Source organism: Roseiarcus sp., assembly GCF_052145395.1.
Taxonomy (GTDB): domain Bacteria; phylum Pseudomonadota; class Alphaproteobacteria; order Rhizobiales; family Beijerinckiaceae; genus Roseiarcus.
Genome location: NZ_JBKQOT010000793.1, coordinates 1 through 19,934 on the forward strand (window position 1 = coordinate 1; position 19,934 = coordinate 19,934).

General features: G+C 66.1%; 22 protein-coding genes and 1 pseudogene. 13 read left to right on the forward strand and 10 right to left on the reverse strand.

The window, feature by feature from the left end:
• Positions 1 to 98 precede the first annotated feature (98 nt).
• From ACLP25_RS27280 to ACLP25_RS27290, 3 genes are all read right to left on the reverse strand, one after another.
• The gene (locus ACLP25_RS27280) at positions 99 to 350 is read right to left on the reverse strand and encodes a hypothetical protein (protein WP_442472240.1); all 252 of its coding nucleotides are present in this window, start codon (positions 348 to 350) and stop codon (positions 99 to 101) included.
• A gap of 61 nt (positions 351 to 411) precedes the next feature.
• Entirely contained in the window at positions 412 to 1,014 is a 603-nt protein-coding gene (locus ACLP25_RS27285; protein WP_442472241.1) for an FmdE family protein, read from the reverse strand.
• A gap of 25 nt (positions 1,015 to 1,039) precedes the next feature.
• Positions 1,040 to 1,546, reverse strand: coding sequence for a hypothetical protein (locus ACLP25_RS27290; RefSeq protein ID WP_442472242.1), 507 nt, complete (start codon positions 1,544 to 1,546; stop codon positions 1,040 to 1,042).
• A 566-nt stretch (positions 1,547 to 2,112) separates the two neighbouring features.
• On the opposite strand from ACLP25_RS27290, the gene leuA reads away from it, so the two are divergent.
• Entirely contained in the window at positions 2,113 to 3,795 is a 1,683-nt protein-coding gene (leuA, locus tag ACLP25_RS27295; RefSeq protein WP_442472243.1) for a 2-isopropylmalate synthase, read from the forward strand.
• Between the two features lie 140 nt (positions 3,796 to 3,935).
• Here the strand turns inward: leuA and ACLP25_RS27300 are convergent, their stop codons facing one another.
• A complete protein-coding gene (locus ACLP25_RS27300) occupies positions 3,936 to 4,316 on the reverse strand; it encodes a DUF779 domain-containing protein (protein ID WP_442472244.1) in 381 nt (126 codons plus the stop codon).
• A gap of 119 nt (positions 4,317 to 4,435) precedes the next feature.
• Positions 4,436 to 5,956: an aldehyde dehydrogenase gene (gene adh, locus ACLP25_RS27305; protein WP_442472245.1), complete on the reverse strand. Its 1,521-nt coding sequence runs from the start codon at positions 5,954 to 5,956 to the stop codon at positions 4,436 to 4,438.
• A 281-nt stretch (positions 5,957 to 6,237) separates the two neighbouring features.
• Here adh and ACLP25_RS27310 point away from each other — a divergent pair, with 281 nt between their 5' ends.
• From ACLP25_RS27310 to ACLP25_RS27320, 3 genes are read left to right on the forward strand one after another with little or no spacing between them, the layout of a single operon-like run.
• Complete coding sequence (locus ACLP25_RS27310) at positions 6,238 to 6,852, forward strand: methyltransferase family protein (protein WP_442472246.1); 615 nt, start codon at positions 6,238 to 6,240, stop codon at positions 6,850 to 6,852.
• Positions 6,741 to 7,112: an SAM-dependent methyltransferase gene (locus tag ACLP25_RS27315; protein WP_442472247.1), complete on the forward strand. Its 372-nt coding sequence runs from the start codon at positions 6,741 to 6,743 to the stop codon at positions 7,110 to 7,112. Before ACLP25_RS27310 ends, ACLP25_RS27315 begins: the two co-directional genes overlap by 112 nt.
• Before the next feature lies 1 nt (position 7,113).
• A complete protein-coding gene (locus ACLP25_RS27320; protein ID WP_442472248.1) occupies positions 7,114 to 7,254 on the forward strand; it encodes a hypothetical protein in 141 nt (46 codons plus the stop codon).
• 29 nt (positions 7,255 to 7,283) lie between these two features.
• Here ACLP25_RS27320 and ACLP25_RS27325 read toward each other — a convergent pair whose 3' ends face one another.
• Complete coding sequence (locus ACLP25_RS27325) at positions 7,284 to 8,852, reverse strand: FAD-binding oxidoreductase (protein WP_442472249.1); 1,569 nt, start codon at positions 8,850 to 8,852, stop codon at positions 7,284 to 7,286.
• A 174-nt stretch (positions 8,853 to 9,026) separates the two neighbouring features.
• On the opposite strand from ACLP25_RS27325, the gene ACLP25_RS27330 reads away from it, so the two are divergent.
• On the forward strand, positions 9,027 to 9,998 hold the full coding sequence (locus ACLP25_RS27330) for an alpha/beta hydrolase family protein (protein WP_442472250.1): 972 nt from the start codon (positions 9,027 to 9,029) through the stop codon (positions 9,996 to 9,998).
• Between the two features lie 14 nt (positions 9,999 to 10,012).
• Here ACLP25_RS27330 and ACLP25_RS27335 read toward each other — a convergent pair whose 3' ends face one another.
• On the reverse strand, positions 10,013 to 11,560 hold the full coding sequence (locus ACLP25_RS27335; RefSeq protein WP_442472251.1) for a pyridoxal phosphate-dependent decarboxylase family protein: 1,548 nt from the start codon (positions 11,558 to 11,560) through the stop codon (positions 10,013 to 10,015).
• Between the two features lie 33 nt (positions 11,561 to 11,593).
• On the opposite strand from ACLP25_RS27335, the gene ACLP25_RS27340 reads away from it, so the two are divergent.
• The 8 genes and pseudogenes from ACLP25_RS27340 (at position 11,594) to ACLP25_RS27375 (ending at position 16,692) form a co-directional block, all read left to right on the forward strand.
• Positions 11,594 to 13,147 (forward strand): Ppx/GppA phosphatase family protein, encoded by a 1,554-nt coding sequence (locus tag ACLP25_RS27340; protein ID WP_442472252.1) that lies wholly within the window; start codon positions 11,594 to 11,596, stop codon positions 13,145 to 13,147.
• A 55-nt stretch (positions 13,148 to 13,202) separates the two neighbouring features.
• Positions 13,203 to 13,917 (forward strand): annotated as a pseudogene (locus ACLP25_RS27345) (DJ-1/PfpI family protein).
• A gap of 21 nt (positions 13,918 to 13,938) precedes the next feature.
• Positions 13,939 to 14,427 carry a hypothetical protein gene (locus tag ACLP25_RS27350; RefSeq protein WP_442472253.1) on the forward strand — a complete coding sequence of 163 codons (489 nt, stop codon included), beginning with the start codon at positions 13,939 to 13,941 and terminating at the stop codon, positions 14,425 to 14,427.
• 169 nt (positions 14,428 to 14,596) lie between these two features.
• The gene (locus ACLP25_RS27355; protein ID WP_442472254.1) at positions 14,597 to 14,830 is read left to right on the forward strand and encodes an FmdB family zinc ribbon protein; all 234 of its coding nucleotides are present in this window, start codon (positions 14,597 to 14,599) and stop codon (positions 14,828 to 14,830) included.
• Positions 14,831 to 14,897: 67 nt separating this feature from the next.
• Complete coding sequence (locus ACLP25_RS27360) at positions 14,898 to 15,086, forward strand: hypothetical protein (RefSeq protein WP_442472255.1); 189 nt, start codon at positions 14,898 to 14,900, stop codon at positions 15,084 to 15,086.
• Entirely contained in the window at positions 15,087 to 15,368 is a 282-nt protein-coding gene (locus tag ACLP25_RS27365) for a nuclear transport factor 2 family protein (RefSeq protein ID WP_442472256.1), read from the forward strand.
• Positions 15,365 to 15,994 carry an SDR family NAD(P)-dependent oxidoreductase gene (locus ACLP25_RS27370; RefSeq protein WP_442472257.1) on the forward strand — a complete coding sequence of 210 codons (630 nt, stop codon included), beginning with the start codon at positions 15,365 to 15,367 and terminating at the stop codon, positions 15,992 to 15,994. Before ACLP25_RS27365 ends, ACLP25_RS27370 begins: the two co-directional genes overlap by 4 nt.
• A gap of 137 nt (positions 15,995 to 16,131) precedes the next feature.
• Positions 16,132 to 16,692, forward strand: a complete 561-nt coding sequence (locus tag ACLP25_RS27375; protein ID WP_442472258.1) for a NuoB/complex I 20 kDa subunit family protein — start codon at positions 16,132 to 16,134, stop codon at positions 16,690 to 16,692.
• 93 nt (positions 16,693 to 16,785) lie between these two features.
• Here the strand turns inward: ACLP25_RS27375 and gltA are convergent, their stop codons facing one another.
• From gltA to ACLP25_RS27390, 3 genes are all read right to left on the reverse strand, one after another.
• Positions 16,786 to 18,075: a citrate synthase gene (gene gltA, locus ACLP25_RS27380; protein WP_442472259.1), complete on the reverse strand. Its 1,290-nt coding sequence runs from the start codon at positions 18,073 to 18,075 to the stop codon at positions 16,786 to 16,788.
• A gap of 103 nt (positions 18,076 to 18,178) precedes the next feature.
• The gene (locus tag ACLP25_RS27385; protein WP_442472260.1) at positions 18,179 to 19,483 is read right to left on the reverse strand and encodes an ABC transporter ATP-binding protein; all 1,305 of its coding nucleotides are present in this window, start codon (positions 19,481 to 19,483) and stop codon (positions 18,179 to 18,181) included.
• A 30-nt stretch (positions 19,484 to 19,513) separates the two neighbouring features.
• Positions 19,514 to 19,934 (reverse strand): ABC transporter permease subunit (locus ACLP25_RS27390; protein ID WP_442472261.1); only part of this gene is annotated, 421 nt, incomplete at its 5' end.

Genomic DNA, 19,934 nt, shown 5'->3' on the forward strand with positions numbered 1-19,934 from the left:
GCCGTTCGTAGAATACGTCCATGGACGGCCCGAAAAGATACCGATCAGCTCATCATAACACCGGTCAGGTTCGCGGCCGGAAAAAGAGGGCCCGGGGATCAGGCACCGAGGCGCCCGGGCTCAGCAAGGGCATTACGGATCACGACCTTGACCTCCTCGGGAATGGAAAGGCCATCCAGCGCCCGCATCAGGAGGAGCCGGGCCATCTGCTGGCCCTGGGGGGTCGCGAGGTACGCATCGATGACCTCCTTTCCATCGGGGGAAGAGAGGAATGAACGTATGGCCTCCTGCCCCTTCGGGGAAGCAAGATATCCTGCGACCAGACCCTGTATACCATCAATTGCATTCATCAGAAGTTACCGTACTACCGGGTACTGGATCCGACAATCAGATAAATCCCCCGGAACAAGGTTACCAGCCCCGGCTGTACTCGCCGGAGCAGGGAATGCAGACAATTTTTCCGTTTTTTATCCGGGCCCGGTGCTCGGCCACCATCTCGCCACAGGAAGTGCATGCCACCGACCGAAAGATCCGTGCACGCTCCGGGATATCGGATCGCGCCTCTTTCTCGATATAGATCTCCCCGATCGGGATCGTAAGGATCTTTTCGATCACGCCTGCCTGCCGCTCATGGAATTCCTTTATTTCGGCCGGTGTGGCTTTCCCGGTCATTACCTTCCCGCGCAGCGCCGATGCAGCCGGATCTATCCTTTCTGTGAGGGGCTCGGGGCGCTGGACGAGACGGATGGCGGACCCGGTTTTACGGTTCATGAATGTGTACGCATGTTTGCCCAGATCGCGGAGGATCAGGTTTCCCTTCCCCACCGAACAGCCGGCGATAGCCTGGACGGCATCGACCCCGCAGGCATCGTTCTCGACAATGGCGACCAGATCCTCGTCTTCGGATCGCTCTGCATGAAGGGCCAAGAGCGCGTGCTTTGCCGCACGGAAGCCGAGCGCAAGGCCGGGGCAGGAGTGGCCGTGGAAGGCAACCGCGTCCTCGTAGGATTTCAATGACCGGGTCATGATTTCACGTGAATTAGTCACTTACCGGTAAGAGTGTAAAACTGTTTCGTCTGTGTCTGCAGGCCGGGCCCTGCTTCTTCTTGAACTCGTCGTCGGCGAAGGTCTCGCTCCACAGCGTGCTGTAGGGGACCCCGGCCTTGGTGAGCGAGCCGTTCAGGTTCAGGATGCCGACGAGGCCGGGCCATTGCCCGGACCAGTTCGCGACCGTCAGGATCGGGGCGCGGTGGCTAAGGAGGCCGGGCAGCACGTGGTTCGTGTATTGCCAGACTGCCTCTGCGACGACGATCGGCGTCCCCGGGTCGATCTTGGAGAAGATCTCGAGGCCCTCCTTCTGGCTGGCGATGAAGCCGTGCTTCCGGGCAGGGTCGTAAGGGTGGGCGCGCTCGACATCGACGTCGAACGCCGCCAGCGCCTCCGTCACCTGCTTCTCCATCGCGGCTTGCGCGGGCCAGCAGGTCTCGTTGGCGCTCTGGCGCAGATCCCCGCTCGCCGCCATCAGGATTTTTTTGCGCGGAGCCATCGGTTTCCCTCCCTCATTCGTGATGTCTGGCGGACGCCTGCGCGCTCGGCCTGTTCGACAAGACGCTCCTGGCTCGGACCTTTCGGACCGGTCGGAAAAGCTGACATGTCAGCTACGCGCGATTGCATCAAACCGCCGATGTCGGGTCAAGGTCTTGCGCCGGGTATAGCGAGTCGAATGAAGCGCGAATTGATGCGGCTCAATTCGGGAAGACCGGACAATGACCGCCGCCATCCGCGAAATTGCTTCCGTTCCTGATCTGTGCAAAATGAAGCGGGGCCAAGATTGAGGCGCCGACCGCGCCGCCATCGGGGAGGGAACGATGTGGGGTCGCGGCTGCGACGAGCGCACGAATTGGGCGTCTTCCCAGAAAAGCGGTTGATTTTTTTGCCCGCGTCTGATTGATAGCGGCCCATGCGAACGCAGCCGACGACCCTGCGACTTATTCGCCCGGCGCTCTGACAGCGCCGGGACGCGCTTTATCGCTTCGAAATTCTCAATCTCAACGGGTCAATTGCGGCCGGCGTTTTCGCCGGGCCGCCGCTAATCTTCCAGGGGTCGTCGTCATGACCGCCATGAACGTTTCCAAATACCGCGCCTACCAGCCGATCGTCTTGCCGGATCGCCAGTGGCCCTCGCGCGTCATCGACAAGGCGCCGATCTGGTGCTCGGTCGACCTTCGCGACGGCAACCAGGCGCTGATCGAGCCGATGGGCGTCGAGCGCAAGAACCGCATGTTCCGCCTGCTCACCGACATGGGATTCAAGGAGGTCGAGGTCGCCTTTCCGTCGGCCTCGCAGACCGACTTCGATTTCGTCCGCTCGATCATCGAGAGCGGCGCGATCCCCGACGGCGTCGCGATCCAGGTGCTGACCCAGTGCCGGCCCGAGCTCATCGACCGCACCTTCGAGGCGGTCAAGGGGGCGAAGAAGGTCATCGTCCACTTCTACAATTCGACCTCGACCCTGCAGCGCGAGGTCGTGTTCCGCACCGACAGGAAGGGCGTGACCGAGATCGCCGTCGCCGCCGCCCGGCAGGTCAAGGAACTCGCCAAGGCCTATCCGGACACCGAGTTCCAATTCGAGTATTCGCCCGAGAGCTTTACGGGCACCGAGCTGGAATTCGCGCTCGAGATCTGCGAGGCGGTCAAGGACGTCATTCGGCCGACGCGTGAGAACAAGCTGATCCTCAACCTGCCGGCGACCGTCGAGATGGCGACGCCGAACACGTACGCCGACCAGTTCGAGTGGTTCGGCCGCCGCATTTCCGACCGCGAAAGTGTGCTTCTCTCCGTTCATCCGCACAACGACCGCGGCACGGCGGTGGCCGCGGCGGAACTCGCGCTGATGGCGGGCGCCGACCGTGTCGAGGGAACCCTTTTTGGCAACGGCGAGCGCACCGGCAACGTCGACATCGTGACCATGGCGCTGAACCTGTTCACGCAAGGGGTCGACCCGAAACTCGACCTGCACGACGTGAACCGGGTCAAGGAGATCGCGGAATACTGCAACCAGCTGCCGGTGCACCAGCGCCACCCGTACGTGGGCGAGCTCGTCTACACCGCCTTCTCGGGCTCCCATCAGGACGCGATCAAGAAGGGTTTCGAGGCGCAAGCCAAGCGCAACGACCCGCTGTTCCTCGTGCCCTATCTGCCGATCGATCCGAAGGACGTCGGCCGCGACTACGAGGCCGTCATCCGCATCAACAGCCAGTCCGGCAAGGGCGGCATGGCCTACATCTTGAAGGCTGACTACGGGCTCGATCTGCCGCGCACGCTCCAGGTCGAGTTCTCCAAGATCGCCCAGGAGCTGATGGATTCCGAAGGCAAGGAGCTGACCTCGCCCGAGTTGTGGGCGCTGTTCCGAAAATCCTTCCTGCTCGACGACGCGCCCATGACGCTCGTCAAGCAGCAGACGGTTCCGACCAGCCCCGACAACCGCGAGCTTGTCGCCACGCTGCGCAAGGCGGACGGAACAACCCTGACCATCGAGGGCGAAGGCAACGGCCCGATCGACGCCTTCGTCGACGCGCTGAAAAAGGCGTTCAGGGTGGAGTTTTCGTTCATCGACTATTCCGAGCATGCGGTCGGCCGCGGGGCGAACGCCACCGCCGCGAGCTATGTCGAGATCCACGACGGGGACGACGGTCCGCTGCACGGCGTCGGCATCGACCCGAACATCGTGATGGCCTCGCTCAAGGCGACGCTGAACGCCGTCCTCAGGCTGATGCGGCGCGAGGGGAAGGTCTAGGCTTTGTGCCGACGGCTCCGCGCCTGCGGACTTGTGGACGCCGCTGCGCGTCGCCCACAGGGTCCACGGGACCAACAGCAACAGCAGACCGCATCCCGGTCCTTGAAGAGGCGGCGGACATCGCGCCCGGGGTCCGAAATTCAGCCCCCGCGCGGCGGCTCGCCGGCTGCGGCGAGATCGGTCGCTTCCTCGTCGGTGAAGACGCGGCTGCGGGTCAGGAAACGGACGCCCTCGGGCGCCTCCACCGAGAATCCGGCGCCGCGCCCGGGCACGACGTCGATGATGAGCTGCGTGTGGCGCCAGTATTCGAACTGTGCGGCGCCGATATAGAATTCGCAGCCGGCGATCTCGCCGAGCCGCACGTCCTGGCCGCCGACCCTGAACTCGCCGGCCGGATAGCACATCGGCGCCGACCCGTCGCAGCAGCCGCCGGACTGATGGAACATCAAGGCACCATGCTGGCCCTTGAGCTTCTCCACCATGGCCGCCGCAGCGTCGGTGATGAGCACGCGTTCGATCATGGCGTCGCCTCCCGGCTTAGGAATTTAGTCGGGCGGAGGCGAACCTCCGCCCGGCGGCCCGTAGGCGCGGTCGTTGACCGCGCCGCCGCGCTTATCGAGCGGCTACAGGGTGCGAGGGCTCAAAAGAAGCCCAAGGCCTTCGTCGAATAGCTGATCAACAGGTTCTTGGTCTGCTGGTAGTGGTCGAGCATCATCTTGTGGGTCTCGCGCCCGATGCCCGACTGCTTGTAGCCGCCGAACGCCGCGTGTGCGGGATAGGCGTGATAGCAGTTGATCCAGACGCGGCCGGCGTGGATACCGCGACCCATGCGATAGTAGCACAATCCGGAGCGGGACCATACGCCGGCGCCGAGCCCGTAGAGGGTGTCGTTGGCGATGGCGAGCGCTTCGGCTTCGTCCTTGAACTTGGTCACCGACACGACCGGCCCAAAGATTTCCTCCTGGAAGATGCGCATCTTGTTGTTGCCGGCGAACACGGTCGGCTCGACGTAGTAGCCGCCCGCGAGTTCGCCCTCGAGATGCGCGCGCCGGCCGCCGGTCAGGCATTTGGCGCCTTCGGCCTTGCCGATGTCGATGTAAGAGAGGATTTTTTCCATCTGGTCGGAGGAGGCCTGGGCGCCGATCATCGTGGTCGGGTCGAGCGGATGGCCCTGCTTGACCTTCTTCACGCGCTCGACCGCGCGCTCCATGAACTTGTCGTAGATCGACTCCTGGATGAGCACGCGGCTCGGGCAGGTGCACACCTCGCCCTGGTTGAGCGCGAACATGGCGAAGCCTTCGAGCGCCTTGTCGAAGAACTCGTCGTCTTCCTCCATCACGTCGGCGAAGAAGATGTTGGGCGACTTGCCGCCAAGCTCCAGTGTCACCGGGATGATGTTCTCGGAGGCGTACTGCATGATCAGCCGCCCCGTCGTCGTCTCGCCGGTGAAGGCGATCTTCGAGATGCGCTTGCTCTGGGCGAGCGGCTTGCCGGCCTCAAGGCCGAACCCGTTGACGACGTTGATGACGCCGGCGGGCAGCACATCGCCGATCAGTTCCATCAGCGCGAGGATGGCGAGCGGCGTCTGTTCCGCCGGCTTGAGAACGACGCAATTTCCGGCGGCGATCGCAGGGGCGAGCTTCCACACCGCCATCAGGAGGGGGAAGTTCCAGGGGATGATCTGGCCGACGACGCCGAGCGGCTCGTGGTAGTGATAGGCGACCGTATCGTGATCGATCTCGCTCAGCGTGCCCTCCTGGGCGCGAAGCGCGCCGGCGAAATAGCGCCAGTGATCGACGCAGAGCGGCAGGTCGGCGTGGGTCGTCTCGCGGATCGGCTTGCCATTATCGAGCGTCTCGACCAGCGCCAGAAGGTCGAGGTTCTGCTCCATGCGGTCGGCGATCTTGAGCAGGATCAGGGAACGCTCCGCGACCGAGGTTTTGGCCCAGCCGTCCTTGGCGGCGTGGGCGGCGTCGAGCGCGAGCTCGACGTCGGCGGCAGAGGAACGCGGAATCGAGCACAGCCGCTGGCCGGTAATCGGGCTGGGGTTGTCGAAATAGCGCCCCTCGACCGGGGCGACCCACTTGCCGCCGATGAAATTGTCGTACTTGTCGCGGATGAGCCCTTTCGCCGCAACCTTGTCGAGCGCCGCCTGATACATGGTGTTTCCTCCGTTGAACGCGCTGCTGGCCCGGCCCGCAAGGGCGGACCGTCGGCCAAGCGGCGTTGACGATATATCCTCAGAACTATGTCGAAGGGGCAACGGTACTTTGGGAGGAACCCCGGCGCGCACGGCCAGGGCGAGTCGAGACCGCACTTGGCCTGGGCGCAGTCTCTTCCGGTGAATGGCGTTCACCCGAGCGCGAATTCGGGTTGATCGTGTCGCCGCATGATATCCCGATCGCCGCAACTCGGCGCTCAAGTCCAAAGGAAGCCCTGACCATGCAGACAAAGCCTTCCGTCTCGCCAACCCGCCTGTTGCAGTTCGCGTGGGGCTTCGCGGTTCCGCTGATCATCGATGCGGCCATTCGGCGCCGGCTGTTCGACGCCCTGGACAAAGGCCCCAGGACCGCCGCCGCGCTCGCCTCCGAGGCTGCGATCTCGGAGCGTGGCGCGCGGGCCGTGCTCAACGCGCTGACCAGCGTCGAACTCTTGCGCAAGGACGCCGAGGGCCGATATTCGCTCACCCCGGAAAGCGCGCATTTCCTGATCAGCACGCGCCCGTCGTTTCTGGGCGGAAGCTTCAGACACGCCACCGCCCAGTTGATGCCGCGATGGTTGGCGCTGAACGAGATCGTCGGGACCTGGCGGCCCGCTCCCTATGCCGACAGCGACGCGGGCCGGGCGGCGCACTTCCAGGAGTTCGTGGAAGACCTTTTGCCTCTCAGCTATCCCGCCGCGCAGGCGCTGGCCGACGCCCTCGTTGCCGAGGCGGGGAGGCGCCGATGCGCGTATTGGACGTCGCGGCCGGTTCGGGCGTCTGGGGCGTCGCGCTCGCTGAAAGGTCGCCGCGCGTGCGGGTCACGGCGGTCGACTGGCCTCAGGTGCTCGACGTGACGCTGAGCGTCGCCAGGCGCTTCGGCGTCGGCGACCAAGTGGAGACGCGGGCGGGAGACGTGTTCGAGATCGATCTCGGCGGCGACCATCAGGTCGCCGTGCTGGGGCACATTCTGCACAGCGTCGGCGAAAGCCGGAGTCGCGCGCTGCTGGCGAAGGTGCACCAGGCGCTCGCGCCCGGCGGCGCGATCGCGATTGCGGAATTCCTGGTGGACGAGGCGCGCGCCGCCGAAAACCGGCTCACTGATCTTTGCGGTTAACATGCTGGTGAATACCGAAGAAGGCGACACCTACAGCTTCCCGGAAATCGCCGCATGGCTGAAAGAGGCGGGCTTCGAAAACGTGCGGACGATGGAGGCGCCGGGTCCTGCGCCGTTGATCCTCGCGAACCGGGCGCGGTGAAAGGCCGGCCGGTCGGGCCCGGACGGCCATCACGGGACGAGCACCCCCGGGTTCATCACCCCCGCCGGGTCGAGCGCGCGCTTCGCCGCCGCGAGCGCGGCGCCGAACAGGGCGGGGCGCTGCTCGCGATACCAGGGCATGTGGTCGCGTCCGACGGCGTGATGGTGGGTGATCGTGCCGCCCGCGGCGATCAGCGCGTCGGAGGCGCTGGCCTTGATGTGGCGCCATTGCTCGATGAGCCTGGCCGGATCGCCGGGCGCGCTGAATGTGTAATAGAGCGCCGGGCCATCGGGATAGACGTGGGTGAAGCGGGTCGAGACGACGCCCGCGTTTCCGGTCGCCTCTGTCAACGCGGCCTCGGTCGCGGCGCGAACGACGGTGTGAAAAGCCTCCAACCGGTCCCAGGTGACGGCGCTCTCGAACGTGTCGTTGATCACCCCCATCGGCACGGTCAGTTCGCGCGCGTAGGGCATGCGAATGAAGGCCATGCGCCAGCGCTGCCCGGCGTCCTCGGCGTCGTGCCGGCGACCGCCGTGGTCGGACACAAGCTCGGCGGCGCGCGCCATCCAGGGGCCGACCGGATGGTCGGACGACTCGAAGGCGAGGACGAGCAGGCTCTCCTCGTAGGCGTTGACCGCATAAGTGCCGGCCTCGTCGTTGTCGATGACGCGCAGGTTCGACGGATAGAGCCCAGCCTGGGCCACCGCTCGCACCGCCCGCGCCGCGGCGAACAGGTCGGGGAAGCCGAACACCGCGTCGGCGCGGAAGCGCGGACGGCCCTGCAGCCGCATCCAGGCTTCGACAATCACCCCGAGAGACCCCTCCGAGCCCATCATCAACCGATCGGGGCTCGGACCGGCGCCCGAGCCCGGCAGGCGGCGCGACTCCAGGATTCCAGCCGGCGTCACCGTGCGCAGGCTTTCGACGAAATCGTCGATGTGGGTGGTGAGCGTGGCGAAATGGCCGCCGGAGCGTGTAGCGATCCAGCCCCCGAGCGTCGAATGCTCGAAACTCTGCGGATAGTGGCGGATGGCGAAGCCGTGCGGCTTTAGCGCCGCCTCGATCGCAGGGCCCCTAATTCCCGCCTGGATGCGCGCGGCGCGGCTCGCCGGATCGACCTCGATCACGCGGTTCAGCGCACGCAGGTCGAGGCTCACCGCCCCCGAGTACGAATCGCCGACCGCGGGCTCGACCCCCCCGACCACGGACGAACCGCCGCCGAACGGAATGACGGCGACCTTCGCGCTGCTCGCCCAGTCGAGCACCGCGGCGATCTCGCTTTCGTTGGCGGGGACGGCGACGAGGTCGGGCGCGTTGGCGAAGTCGCGCGCGAAGGCGCGGACGGTTTCCGGAAACGACTTACCATAGGTGTGAAGCAGCCGCTCGTAGGGCTCGGCGGTCAGGACCCCGGCGAGGGCGGCCGGCGGGGCGACGCGCGGGGCTCGCAGCACGATCTCGCTCTCCTGCGGCGGCGGCCCGGACGGGCGCGGCCCGGCGCCGAGCTTTTCGGCGACGAAACGGAAGAGATGGTCACGCTCGGGCTCCGAGAGTCCATCGCCCTCGAAACCCCAGCCGTAGAATTTGAGCCGGCGAGTCATGACGGCGTCGGCCTCCCTGTTGTTTGGAAGCGATGATGGGGCAGGGGGGAGGCGTTGTCACGCGGCGTCCTTGCGGCTCGCCACGCCAGGCGCGCGCGAGGCGGGGATCGTGGTAAACTTGGCTTCCTCCGCGCATTCTCCTTGGAAGCTGCCGCGCCCGTCAGGACGACCTCAATGATTCGCATCCGCTTTGCTCTGGCCGCTATCGTTGGCCTCGCCGCCTCGCTCGCGCATGCGGCCGGGTTCCAGCGCATCGAGGTTCCGGCCAGCGGTGTGCTGCCGCTGCTGAAAGGAGCGGTCTGGTATCCGTGCGCAGAGCCGACAAGCGACCTGAAGCTTGGTCCTTTCGTTCTGTCCGTGACGAAGGACTGTCCGGTCACGGGTGAGAAGCTGCCGCTTGTCGTCATTTCGCACGGCAGGACCGGCAGCTACCTCGGCCACCGGGACACGGCGGAGGCGCTGGCGAACGCCGGATTCGTCGTCGTCGCCGTCAATCATCCCGGCGACAACGCGACGGACAAGGGGCGTACCGACGATTTCGGAGTCTTCGTCGAGCGGCCGACCGACGTCAAACGGGTCGTCGACTTCATGCTCGGCGCGTGGCCCGACGCGGCGAAGATCGACGCCGGGCGCGTCGGAATTTTCGGGTTCTCGCGCGGCGGGTATACCGGCCTCGTTGCCATCGGAGCGACGCTGAGTTCAAGCAAACTGCGGACGCTCTGCGAAGGCGTCGGCAGGCCGGACTGCGACGAGGTTCGCAACGCGCCGCTTCCGAAGCTTGTCCACGATCCGCGCATCAAGGCGGCCGTAATCGCCGATCCGTTCGGCGGCCTTCTCGCCGCGGACAGCTTTAGCGACGTGCGCGCGCCCGTGCAGCTCTGGGCTTCCGAGCACGGCGGCGACGGGGTTTCGCCGGAAAACGTCGCAGCAATCGCCAGCTGGCTGCCGGCGAAGCCCGAATTTCACAGCGTGCCGAATTCCCAGCATTTCGCCTTCCTCGCCCCTTGTCCCGAGGACCTGGCGAAGTCGGCGCCAGAGATTTGCGCCGACGCACCCGGCTTCGACCGCGCGGCGTTCCATCAGCAATTCAACGCTGACGTGCTCGCCTTCTTCCGGGCGCATCTCATGGACGCGCAACCGCACTGAGCGAAGGCGACGCGCTATCGCTGCGGCGTCGGCGCGGCGCCTTGCTCCGCGGCGGCCCGCATGGCGGCCCAGACGGCGGAAACGTCTTCAGCCTCGGTCGGAAGGGCGCCGATCGACACCCGCGCGATCCACCGTCCGTCGACGACGGCCGGCGTCAGATAGGCTGCGCCCGATCGGTTCACGGCTTCGACCCAGCCGTTCGTATGCGCATCCAGGGCCTCGCCCTCGAGGACGGCGCCGTCCGGCCCGAGCGGTTCGTGGCGTACGCAGACCGTTTGCAGACGGACGGGCGTGACGACGCGCCATCCCGGCGTGGCGCCGACCTCCTCGGCGAGACGCCGGGCGTTGGCCAGGTCGCGCCTCAACCGCTTCTGCAGCCCGGCGACGCCCTGCTCGCGGATCACGAACCACAGTTTGAGCGCCCGGAAGCGCCGCCCGAGGGGAATGCCCCAATCGCGAAAATTCTTGACCTGCCCGTCCGCCGAGGATCGCAGATAGCTCGGGTTGGTCGACATGACGCGCATGAGGTGGTCCGGGTCGCGGACGTAGTAGAGCGAGCAGTCGAACGGCGCGCCGAGCCACTTGTGCGTGTTGACCACCAGGCTGTCGGCGCCTTCGATCCCCTCCCACATCCAGCGGCATTCCGGCAGGATCATCGCGCTGCCCGCCATCGCCGCGTCGACGTGCAGCCAGAGGCCATGCCGCCGCGCGATGTCCGCAATGGCGCCGACCGGGTCGAGCGCGGTCGTCGCGGTTGTGCCCACGGTGGCGACGACGGCCGAGGGCAGGTCGCCCCTCGCGAGGTCTTCCGCGACCATGTCGGCAAGCGCGTCCGCGCGCATGGCGAACTCGGCGTCATGAGGGACGAGGCGGATGTTGTCGCGGCCGAATCCGGCCAGCAGCGCGCCCTTATCGACCGAGCTGTGCGCATGCGCCGACACGTAAACGCGGAGCCTGCGGCTCTCGCCTTGCAGCCCTCCGCGCGCGAGGGCAAAGCCGGTCGAGCGCTCGCGCGCTGAGATGAGCGCCACCAGCGTGCTCGTCGAGGCGGTGTCCTGGATCACGCCGCTGAACGCCGAAGTGAGGCCGAGCATCTGTCGCAGCCAGTCCGTGACGACTTCCTCGACTTCCGTGATCGCGGGACTCGACTGCCAGGAGAGCCCCAGCACCCCGAGGCCCGTGCTGACGAGATCGCCGAGCACGCCGGCAGGCAGCGCGTTGGCGGGAAAATAACCGAAGAAGCGCGGGTGCTGCCAGAGCGACAGCCCCGGAACGATCAGCCGATCGAGATCGGCGATCACCGCGTCGAAGTCCTCCGGCTCGATCGGCGGCGCGGCCGGGATGGCGTCGCGGATCTCGCCGGGTTTGGTCCGCGCCATGACCGGCCTCTCAGACAGGCGCTCTTGGTAATCGGCCAGCCAGTCGATCAACTGGTGGCCGTGACGGCGGAACTCTTCAGGCGTCAAGTCGGTCGTCCTCGGGCATGCGGCCGTCTGCATCGCGGCGCTCGGGACGATTGTCAACGGGCGCCGCAGGCGCGTCTGGCCAAGAGACCTCGTCATGGGCTAGATCGCGCGCGAGCTGGAGGAACTGCGATGACTCGGCAAAAAGAGCCGCATCGGCCGCTGGAACTCGATCCCGCGCGCGTGATGCGGGGCGATCGGCCGCATTACGGCATCATCGACATCGGCTCGAACTCCGTGCGGCTCTTGGTCTACGACCAACTCGGCCGCGCGCCTTTGCCGCGCTTCAACGAAAAGTCGCTCGCCCGTCTCGCTGAGGGGCTGCCCGAGACCGGCGTCATCGCCGCGGACGGCTTCCGCCGGACTGTCGAGGCGGCGCGGCGCTTCCGCGCCAACGCCGAGGCCATGGGCGTGGCGAAGCTCGACGTGACGGCGACCGAGGCGATCCGCCGCGCGACCAACGGCAAGGACCTCGTCGCCGCCATCGCTGCCGAAGCCGGGCTGACGGTGCGAATCCTGTCGGGGGCCGAGGAGGCGCGCTATGCCGCGCTCGGAGTCATTTCCGGCTTCTTCCGCCCGGTGGGCGCGGTCGGCGACATGGGCGGCGGCAGTCTGGAGGTGGCGGAGGCGATCGACGACCGCGTCGGCGACGCCTGGACGAGTCTGCCGCTCGGCGCGCTGCCGGTGGAGGCCTTGCTCGCCGAGGGCTACGAGGTCGCCAAGCGGCGCGTGGACGACCTGTTACGCACCGGGCTCAAGGCCTCGTTCGCGCGGCCGACGTTCTATCCCGTCGGCGGCGGCTGGCGCGCGCTCGCCAAGGCGCATATCGAGGCGGTCGGCGCGCCGGTGAAGGCGGTGCACGGCTATGCGGTGGAAACGCCGGTCATCCGCGCCTTCGCCAAGACGATCGCGCGCATGGCCCCGGCGAAGCTTCTCGGCATGCCCGGCGTCTCGACCCGGCGCGCGCGAACGCTTCCCTCGGCCGCGCTTGCGCTCGACCGGGTGCTGAAGCGGCTCGCGCCGGACAAGGTGATCTTCTCGGCGCTGGGCCTGCGCGAGGGCCTCCTCTACTCGCAGCTCGACGAGGCCGAGCGCTATCTCGATCCGCTCGTCGAGGGCGCGCAGCTCATCGGCCTGCCGCATGCACGTGTGCCGGCGTTCGCGCCCGAGCTCGCGGCCTGGACCGCCGACCTCTTCCCTAACGAGAAGCCCCATGACACGCGCCTCCGGGTCGCCGTCTGCGCCCTCTCCGACATCGCCTGGCGCGACGCGGTGGACCTGCGGGCCGAAGAGAGTTTCCGGCGGCTCCTGCAATTTCCCTTTATCGGCGTCGATCACGCCGAGCGCGTGTTCGTCGCGGCCGCCGTCCACGCTCGCTACGCCGGCCGCGCGGACGCGCCGTGGCTCACGCCGGCGATCGATCTCATAACCCCCGCGTTGCAACGCCGCGCCCAGATTCTCGGGCGCGTGATCCAGCTCGCCTACCGGTTCTCCGGCGTGGTCCCCGCGGTGCTCGCGAGCGCCCGGCTGCGGCTCGATCCGGATTGTGTGCGGCTCGAAGTGTCGCCTGCGGCGCGCGCGCCCGACAGCGAGGTCGTCGTCGACCGGCTGCGCTGGCTCGCCGCCGCGATCGGCGCGAAGCGGACGGAAATCGTGGTGAGGGACGACGCGGGTCGGTCGCGTTGACGGACGCGCCCGGGGCCGGCTTAATCGGGTCTTCCGACGCTTAAGGAGACGCGCCATGACCGACGAGGACCGGATCGAAGCTGGCTTTCTGGTCTTTCCAAAGGTTCAGCAACTCGATCTTACGGGCCCGTACGAGGTCCTCGCATCGTGGCCGAAGGCGCGCGTTCGTCTCGTCGGGAAGACGCTCGACCCGGTCGCGTCCTCGACCGGCCTCGTCCTCAGGCCCGACGCGACCTTCGAAACCTGTCCGCAGCTCGGCGTGATCTGCGTTCCGGGCGGGGCCGGGGATCAACCCGCTGCTCGCCGACAGCGACACGCTCGACTTCTTGCGCAAGCAGGCGGAGAGCGCGCGTTTCGTGACGTCGGTCTGCACCGGTGCGCTCGTTCTCGGCGCCGCAGGGCTTCTCGTCGGCAAGCGGGCGACGACGCATTGGGCTTCTCGGCAATTTCTCGCCACGCTCGGCGCCGTTCCCGTTCGTGACCGATACGTGCGCGACGGCAAACTGATGACCGGCGGCGGGGTGACGGCCGGGATCGACTTCGGCCTCGCTCTGCTCGCCGAACTCGCCGGCCAAGCGGCCGCCGAGTCGGTCCAGCTTTTCATGGAATACGCGCCCGCGCCTCCCTTCGACGCCGGCGACCCCGACACGGCACCGAAGGCCGTGCTCGACAGGGTGACGGCGCTCCTTGCGCCGTCACCGCGGAGCGCGCAAAGCTCGTCGCCGGGGCGGCTCGGCCGCGGTGGCCCGGCGGAAGGCGCCGCTTCATGAGCGCCGACAGGAGGCGAGGACATGGATCAACATGCGCTGCGAGAATTTTACAGCTCGGTCACCACAGCGGGAGCGATCCTGGCCGGATTCTCGGGGACATTTCTGTCTTTCAGGATTCAGCGCGAATCGAATTATTACAGACAGGTTTCAATAGAAAGGGGGGAAGCAAGAGACGTCTACATTGGCCTAAGTCACTTCACCAGTTCATTTATGCTAATAATATGTTCAACCATTTTGTCGCTTGTCTTCGGATTTCTTCTTCCGCTATTTGGCCTAGTAAGGCCAACCCTCTCGATTATTAGCCCAGGTTTGGTTGTCGCGGGGCTGGTCGCGGCCCTGATATTTCTGGTCGGCTATTTCTGGGCCGAGCTCGTGCACTACCAAATCCTCAGCCGACGACTGCTTCATGACAAGGCAGAGTGGGGTCGCCAATGGCCGCTTGTGATCACGACTTTCGCTCTCGCGCTGTTCTGTTTCGTTTCTGCATATCTGGTGCTCCTGAACGTTTGACACGTGACACTGCGACAGGGCAGCCAGTTGCTCCCCCTGTCGGCGGCCCGTGCGTTCTGGATGTGGATGTCGAGAGGCGCGATCGCCGTTTCGGTAAGATCACACCCCACTTGCGCAACGCGACAGCATCCCGCAAAGGGATCCGCACCCTAATCTTCGGAACGAATAGATGCCGATCTACGCCTATCGCTGCCGCGATTGCGGCAAGGAATTTTCCACCCTCGTCATGTCGGGCGAGACGCCGGCATGCGAGGCTTGTGCGAGCGCCGACCTCGAGCAGCAGCTTTCCCTGATCGCCGTCCCCAACAAGGGCGGCGAATCCGCCCCGGCGACGGCGGGCGCCTGCGACATGATGGGCGGGTGCGGCTGCGCCGGCGCCTGTCCGGCGTTCGCGGACGCGTGAATCGCCGCGGTCCGCTTGCCTTCCCGACGTTTCGCCGTCATCCTTTCGGCGTAACTTGGAGCGCGCGATGTCGGACGCCGTTTCCCCCGCCGGGGACCCCGAATGCGCCAAGGTCATCGCAGTCGTGTCGTCGATCCCGCTGGCGGTCGACCTCGGCTGCTATGAGCTCGCGGAAGCCGCCTTCGCCCCCGAGATCGTGATCGACTACACGAGCCTGTGGGGCGGAGAGCCGCAGCGGACGACCCCAGCAGCCTAGATGGACGCCTGGCGCGGCCTCGTGGCCGGCTTCGACGCGACCCGCCTTGAGCTTCGCGACTTCGAGGCGCGGGTCGACGGCGACGCGGCCGAGGCGACCGCGCTGGTCGACGGCCGCCACTGGCTCGGCGACGCAATTTGGCGGCCGGTCGGCGTCTATCGCTGGACGTTGGAAAAGCGCGACGGACGCTGGAAGGTCACGGCCATGACCTTCGTCCTGACGCAGGAATTCGGCGACCGCGGCCTCGTCGCCATCGCCGCCGAACGCGCCAAAGGGCGATGACCAGCGAATTCCCCCGTCGCGTCGCGCTGGTCACGGGCGCCAATCGCGGCATTGGGCTCGAGGTCTGCCGCCAGCTGGGGGCGCGCGGCTGGCGCGTTTTCCTCGGCGCACGCGACACCGAAAAGGGCGACGCCGCGGCGCGCAGCCTCGTTTGCGACGTCAGCGCCGCCGCGCTCGACGTCGACGATCCGGACGCGCCGTTCCGTCTCGCCGCGGCGATCGGGCCGGTGGACGTTTTGATCAACAACGCCGGCGTCCACTACGACACCTGGGAGACGGCGCTCGGCGCCGACTGGCGCATCGTCCGCGAGGCGTTCGAGACCAACCTGTTCGGCGCCTGGCGGATGGCGCAGGCCTTCGCCCCGGAAATGCGGGCGCGCGGGTGGGGCCGGATCGTCAACGTCTCGTCCGGCGCCGGGTCGCTCGCGTCGATGGGCGCCGGGACGCCGGCCTATCCGACGTCGAAGGCGGCGCTCAACGCGCTGACCCGGGTGCTGGCGGGAGAGCTTTCCGGGACCGGCGTCCTCGTCAACGCCGTATGTCCCGGCTGGGTCGCGACCGACATGGGCGGCGCCGGCGGGCGTCCAAGTCGCGGAGGGCGCGGCGAGCGTGCTGTGGGCGGTTGATCTGCCGGACGACGGGCCGACCGGCGGCTTTTTCCGCGACGGCAGGCCGGTCGCGTGGTAAGGTCCGGGTTCGCGACGTTTTGAGCACGCGATCGTTGGAGCCGCGGAATCCGTCGCTCGCAAGCGAGGCGGCAGGAATGACGCCCTACGCCGAAACGACAGCGTTTGAGAGCTTTGAGCCGCTCGCTCCGGCCGGCGAGCCGGAGGGATGGGTCCGCGCGCCCGTTTTTGACGTCCTTGCCGACAAGGGCTTTTTCGTCACCTCGACCGCCGCGATGATCGGCTGGGCGCGCACCGGATCGCTACATCTCATGACCTTTGGGCTCGCCTGCTGTGCGGTCGAAATGATGCAGTTCGGCGGGCCGCGCTTCGACCTCGACAAGCTTGGGATGGCGCCTCGCGGCTCGCCGCGCCAGTCCGATCTGATGATCGTGGCGGGAACGCTGACCAACAAGATGGCGCCGGCGCTGCGCAAGGTTTACGATCAGATGCCGGAGCCCCGCTACGTCATCTCGATGGGCTCCTGCGCCAACGGCGGCGGCTACTATCACTACTCGTATTCGGTCGTGCGCGGTTGCGACCGGATTGTGCCGGTCGACATCTACGTCCCGGGCTGTCCGCCGACGGCCGAAGCGCTGATATACGGGGTGCTGCTGCTTCAGAAGAAAATGCGCCGCACCGCGTCGATCGAACGGTGACGGGCCGGCCGGCGGGCCTTTTTTGGCCGGCGAGCCGCTCGAGATGGGGAGCGGACGCGCGCGGCGCGGTCGGGGACTGCCGACTTGATAAGCTTACCGGTTGCCGATCGGCGTGTACTCGCGGAACTTCGCGCCGGTGTAGAGCTGCCGCGGTCGGCCGATCTTCTGCTCCGGATCGTCGATCATTTCCTTCCACTGGGCGATCCAGCCGACGGTCCGCGCGACGGCGAACAGCACCGTGAACATCGAGACCGGGAAGCCCATCGCCTTCAGCGTGATGCCCGAGTAGAAGTCGATGTTGGGATAGAGCTTTTTCTCAATAAAATACTCGTCTGAAAGCGCGATGCGCTCCAGCTCTACCGCGACTTCGAGCAGCGGATCGTCCTTGATGCCGAGCTCGTCGAGCACTTCGTGCGCAGTCTTCTGCATGATCTTGGCGCGAGGGTCGTAGTTCTTGTAGACCCGGTGGCCGAAGCCCATCAGCCGGAACGGGTCGTTCTTGTCCTTCGCGCGGGCGACGAATTTCGGAATGTGCTCCACCCTGCCGATCTCGCCGAGCATCTTGAGCGCGGCCTCGTTGGCGCCGCCGTGCGCCGGGCCCCAAAGGCAGGCGATGCCGGCCGCGATGCAGCCGAACGGATTGGCGCCCGAGGACCCGGCGAGGCGAACCGTCGAGGTCGAGGCGTTCTGCTCGTGGTCGGCGTGCAGGATGAAGATGCGGTCGAGCGCGCGCGCCAGAACCGGGTTGACCCTGTATTCCTCGGCCGGCACCCCGTAACTCATGCGCAGGAAGTTCGAGCAATAATCGAGGTCGTTCTTAGGATAGATGAACGGCTGTCCGATGGAATATTTGTAGGCCATCGAGGCCAGCGTCGGCATTTTGGCGATCATGCGGATCGAGGCGATCTGCCGCTGCAACGGATCGTTGATGTCGATCGAGTCATGATAAAAGGCTGCGAGTGCGCCGACGCAGGCCACCATGATCGACATCGGGTGAGCGTCGCGACGGAATCCGTTGAAGAACCGCGTCATCTGCTCGTGCACCATGGTGTGGCGCGTCACGCGGTAGTCGAATTCGGCCTTCTGCGAGGCGTTCGGGAGCTCGCCATAGAGCAGAAGGTAACAGGTTTCGAGAAAATCGCCGTGCTCGGCGAGATCGTCGATTGGGTAGCCGCGATAGAGCAGGATCCCGGCGTCGCCGTCGATGTAGGTGATCTTCGATTCCGTGCTCGCCGTCGAGGTAAAGCCGGGATCGTATGTGAACATGCCGGTCTGCGCATAGAGCTTGCCGATATCGATGACCGACGGCCCGATCGTGCCCACTTTGACCGGCATTTCGACGGATTTTTCGCCGACCTCTATGGTGGCGGTGCTCTGAGTCATCACGCGTCTCCTGTCGGCTCAACCGTTGCTGTGCGCTGCAATAGGGTTATCGCAGCGCATCCGGCCGAACAAGTCAAACCAAAGAAGGGGCGCGCGTCGTCGGCTATTCCGGGTTCTCGTAGCTAAAGGTCTGCGCGGCCTCGTCATAGGCGAACAGCTCGCCGTAACGGCCGAGGTTGATGACCGTGCGCAGCGTCCGGTCGGCATAGTCCTCGGACATGTAGTCCTCGAGTTCCTCGCGGAATCGGCTGGCTGGCGCGCGATGCGACGGACGCTCGTCGAGCACGCGCTTGATGTGCGAAGCCAGCGGGATATTCGCGAGCGCCTGCTCGCCGAGCACCTTCTTGCGCTGGTCGACATCCATGTCGACGAAACGCTGGCCGAGCGGGGTGAGCTTGATGTCCGCCTCTTCGAAGTCCACGAGCTTGAGGATCTGCAGCGTTTCGCCGAGGGGGAAGAGGTCGTCGATCTCGAAGCCGAGCGAATCCGCCAGATGCGGCAGGTCCGCCTTGCCGTTGTAGGGCGGGGCGGCGATCTCTTCGAGCATGCCGGCCAGCGAGTTGGTCGAGATGTCGGGCAGGGGGAGGGCGAGGCCCGCCGCCGCCGGCTGCGCCACCCGGGTTGTCTCGGCGCGCTGGGTCATCAGCGCGTAGATCTGGTCGACCAGGGCCCGGAACGGCGGATCGAGCCGGTCGCGCGGCTGCGCGATCGTGACCGGGATTTCGGACGCGATGCGGCCGGGATTGGACGACAGCACAAGAATGCGGTCGCTCATCAGCACCGCTTCCTCGATGTTGTGCGTCACCATCAAAATCGACTTGATCGGCATGCGTCCCTCCTGCCAGAGGTCGAGCAGGTCGGTGCGCAGCGTCTCGGCGGTCAGCACGTCGAGGGCGGAGAAGGGCTCGTCCATCAGCAGGATCTTGGGCTGCATGACGAGGGCCCTGGCGAAGCCCACGCGCTGCCGCATGCCGCCCGAAAGCTCCTTCGGATAGGCGGACTCGAAGCCGTCGAGGCCGATGGTGTCGATCGCCTTCAGCGCCCGCTGGCGCGTCTCCTCAAGCGGCACCCCGATGGCCCGCGGGCCGATCTCGACGTTGTCAAGCACATCGAGCCAGGGGAAGAGCGCGAAGCTCTGGAACACCATCGCCACGTCTTTGGCCGGACCGGTCACCGGCTCGCCGGAAATCGTCACCGAGCCGTCAGACGGAGTGATCAGCCCCGATATGATGCGTAGGAGCGTAGACTTGCCGCAGCCCGACCGGCCGAGCAGCGCAACGATCTCGCCGGTCTTCAGGCTCATGGAGACTTGGTCGAGCACCAGCTTCCGGGTCTCACCCGAGCCGGTGGTGAAGGATTGGCTCACTTTATCGACGGTCAGGAGCGTCGCGACTGAGGTGTCCAACATCGGGAAATCCTTTCAGGCAAGATCGTTCGGTCAGAGACGCAGCCGCCGCTCAGAGTAGGCGTAGAGCTGGCGCCAGAACAAGCGATTCAGCAGCGTTACGAAAATTGACATCATCGCCACGCCGAGCACGATTTTCGGGAAGTCGCCTTTTTCCGTCGCTTCCGCGATATAGGCCCCGACGCCTTGAGCCTCGACAGTGTGATCCTTCCATTTGACGTATTCGGCGACGATCGAGGCGTTCCACGAGCCGCCCGAGGCGGTAATTGCGCCGGTCAAATAGTAAGGTGCGATGCCTGGAAGCATCACCTGCTTCCACCATTGCCAGCCATGGACGCGGAAGTTCGTCGCCGCCTCGCGCAGATCGTTGGGAAAGGCCGCCGCACCGCCGATCACGTTGAACACAATGTACCATTGTGTACCGAAGATGATGAGGAAGCTCAGCCAGATGTCC